The organism is Paenibacillus popilliae ATCC 14706, from assembly GCF_000315235.1.
Taxonomy (GTDB): Bacteria; Bacillota; Bacilli; order Paenibacillales; family Paenibacillaceae; genus Paenibacillus_B; species Paenibacillus_B popilliae.
The window spans coordinates 1-2,553 of the sequence record NZ_BALG01000305.1; the positions used below are offsets into that span (position 1 = coordinate 1).

General features: G+C 44.5%; 2 protein-coding genes and 2 pseudogenes. 1 reads left to right on the forward strand and 3 read right to left on the reverse strand.

The genetic code is table 11. From position 1 onward, the window contains the following. Positions 1–91 precede the first annotated feature (91 nt). From PPOP_RS16605 to PPOP_RS21055, 3 genes and pseudogenes are all read right to left on the reverse strand, one after another. Positions 92–621, reverse strand: a pseudogene (locus tag PPOP_RS16605) (arsenic resistance protein). A gap of 14 nt (positions 622–635) precedes the next feature. Next, the gene (locus tag PPOP_RS16610; protein WP_006287804.1) at positions 636–956 is read right to left on the reverse strand and encodes an ArsR/SmtB family transcription factor; all 321 of its coding nucleotides are present in this window, start codon (positions 954–956) and stop codon (positions 636–638) included. A 207-nt stretch (positions 957–1,163) separates the two neighbouring features. Next, positions 1,164–1,867 (reverse strand): annotated as a pseudogene (locus PPOP_RS21055) (IS110 family transposase). 565 nt (positions 1,868–2,432) lie between these two features. Between PPOP_RS21055 and PPOP_RS26070 the strand changes: the two are divergent. After that, on the forward strand, positions 2,433–2,553 hold a 121-nt coding region (locus PPOP_RS26070), incomplete at its 3' end, for a helix-turn-helix domain-containing protein (RefSeq protein ID WP_422730658.1).

Sequence of the window (2,553 nt, forward strand, 5' to 3'; positions counted from 1 at the left end):
GGGGTGGTGAGAACTTTCATTCTACACGAATCCGGCCATGGGCCCTTTGTTTTTTATTCCCAGAAGGTGTCGCACTTCATTTTACAATCCGTCACTTATTTAGTGCAGGCTCGAAATACTTCCGCTTGATCCAAAGCGATACATTTACAAGCCCAATCAATACGGGTACTTCAACGAGTGGTCCAATTACCGCGGCGAATGCAACTCCTGAATCCAGACCGAACACACCAATCGCTACGGCTATCGCTAGTTCAAAGTTATTGCTTGCAGCCGTGAAAGATAAAGATGATGCCACTGGATAGGAGGTTCCTGACTAGCTAAGAAGAACATCAGAATCGGACCGATAATCCAGTTCTGCACTAAGGACAGAAGGAGTACCTTCCAATCCTTAAACACCCGCCCAAGCTTTTCATACTTCACTTTTGCAAGTGGCGGATACATCATCACAATCAGACCTATAGCAAGCGGTACCGAAGTCGTTCCAATTTGCATGCTAGAAAATACTTCGGAGAAATTAGGCACCATATACCCTAACCCTAATCCAATGGCCATTGCCCCAAAGATCCAAAAGGTGAGATAGCGATCCAGAAAAGAGAGTCTCTTGGTGTTACTTTGACTCATGACATCTACACTCCTTAATCACACATCATCGCGTTGATTTTTACTTGCTCTTCTTCCCTTACCTTTGGCAAATATTCAATTGCATCTTTTAAATGAGGTTTATCTTCAATCGAAAGTGAGTAATAAATCCACTGTCCTCTTCGTTCTTCTACCACTAAACCGGCGTCCTTCAATTTACGAAGATGCTGGCTAATATTCGGTTGAGTCGATTGCAGTAGCTCAACTAAATGACAAACGCACATTTGTTGTTGAGATAAAAGTGAAACAATTTTAAGTCGAGTTTTATCACCTAACAACTTAAACTGTTCCGCCATTTCCTCTATTGAGATCATCATGTGTCGGTACACCTCCTTGATTTCATGCTTATTATATAATCAAGTGCTTATATAATCAACTAATTATTTTATGTGAAAATACAATGCACGCATGATGCGCATCGTCTTTTCACAAACGTAACAATTTTAGAAAAATGGGCAATAGGATGCCCGGTGCCCCTTTTTGGGGTCGTTTAGGTTTGAATAAATGTCGGTTTGTTAATACTATTAATTTGCCTCCCGAAGAACAGTCGGACCCTCTTCGATATAAGGCTGTTTGTTTTTAAGGATATGATAGGCGATTAAGAGTATCTTTCGGGCGATAGCAATACACGCCTTTTTCTTGCCGCGCCGTGAAGCGATTTTCCAAAACTTCGTAGATAATGCGGTGTTGCGGGAGCGAGCGATTGCCCAAGCCGCTTCGCATAAGGCCTATTTTTGCATGAGAATTGCCTTTTACGCTTTTTGTGCTTTTTTTTTGCCCGCACTTTCATGGTTGCCCGGAGCAACGCCCGCCCAGGAAGACAAATGCTCGGCGGAGGGGAATTGCTCCATGTCCACTCCGATTTCCGCGATCAGAGCGGCGGCAGTGACCCGGCTTACCCCCGGGATCGTTTGTAGATCTGAATGCGTTTTTTTCTGCCGTCAGGTTGCCGACACGCTTTTTGCGCAGCCGGCATAAATCCCGCATTTCACGCAAATCCTCTGATGGAATGAAACTCGCTTCAATCAAACCGACCCGAAGTAGCTTGGCGATCCATTCCGCATCGCAAACATCCGTCTTGCGGCCCGGAACGTTCTTGATGCGTTGCGCGTTCAAAGGTTCGAATTTCACTTTGCACGTTTCCTTCCGCATCCGTGTTGAGAGCGCAAACGACAATGGTTTCCTGGTGGACATCCATTCCAGCACAGTGTTCTAACAAAACTTCCATGATCTATAACCTCCATACAAAAGTAAGCATGGTGACGGAACAACTCGAATGTAAGCATTTTTATGTTCGCAGTATTCTGAACAGGGCAGGCTCAGGTCTGCAGCGGTTTGTACACAGAGTTGATCCTTACGGTTTATTGGACGGAGTCGAACCCACCATAAATAGTAACGTACTTCTTCACCATGGTACTAGCAGTATGGGGTAATTCTTGCTCATACAAACCTCCCTACCATTTTCATGCTAGGTTTGCGAACAAGAGATCATAATCGTTTATGGGAAAATGCTATTTTACACAATTATACGGACTCAACTCGTTGCGACGAGCGTAATAATCATTGCACCTATAAAAGCAATGCCGATACTGTACCACGGGATAGCCCAAGCAGTATCCAGTGCATCCACAAAAAGTTCTGGCCACCCGATGGCTAGTATAACGTTCCGAAAGTATGTAACTATATTCCAGCGTTTTATGGTATAATCTTCGTAGCCCTTATTGAAACGGAGAGAAACCATGCCCTTCCAATCGAAAAAAGAAAAGTTAGTATTATCCATTGCCGATCGAGAAATGCTTCAACGAATCAGTCACGCGCGCTCAGAAGAATATCGCCGGGTAGAGCGCGCACGTATTCTGCTTCATTATGCCGACGGCTTGAGCATCCCAAAGATCGCAGAAATCCTCGGTACAA

Excerpts from the sequence above, each read along its gene's own strand:
- PPOP_RS16610 (WP_006287804.1), bottom strand. The coding sequence starts at position 956 with ATGATGATCTCAATAGAGGAAATGGCGGAACAGTTTAAGTTGTTAGGT.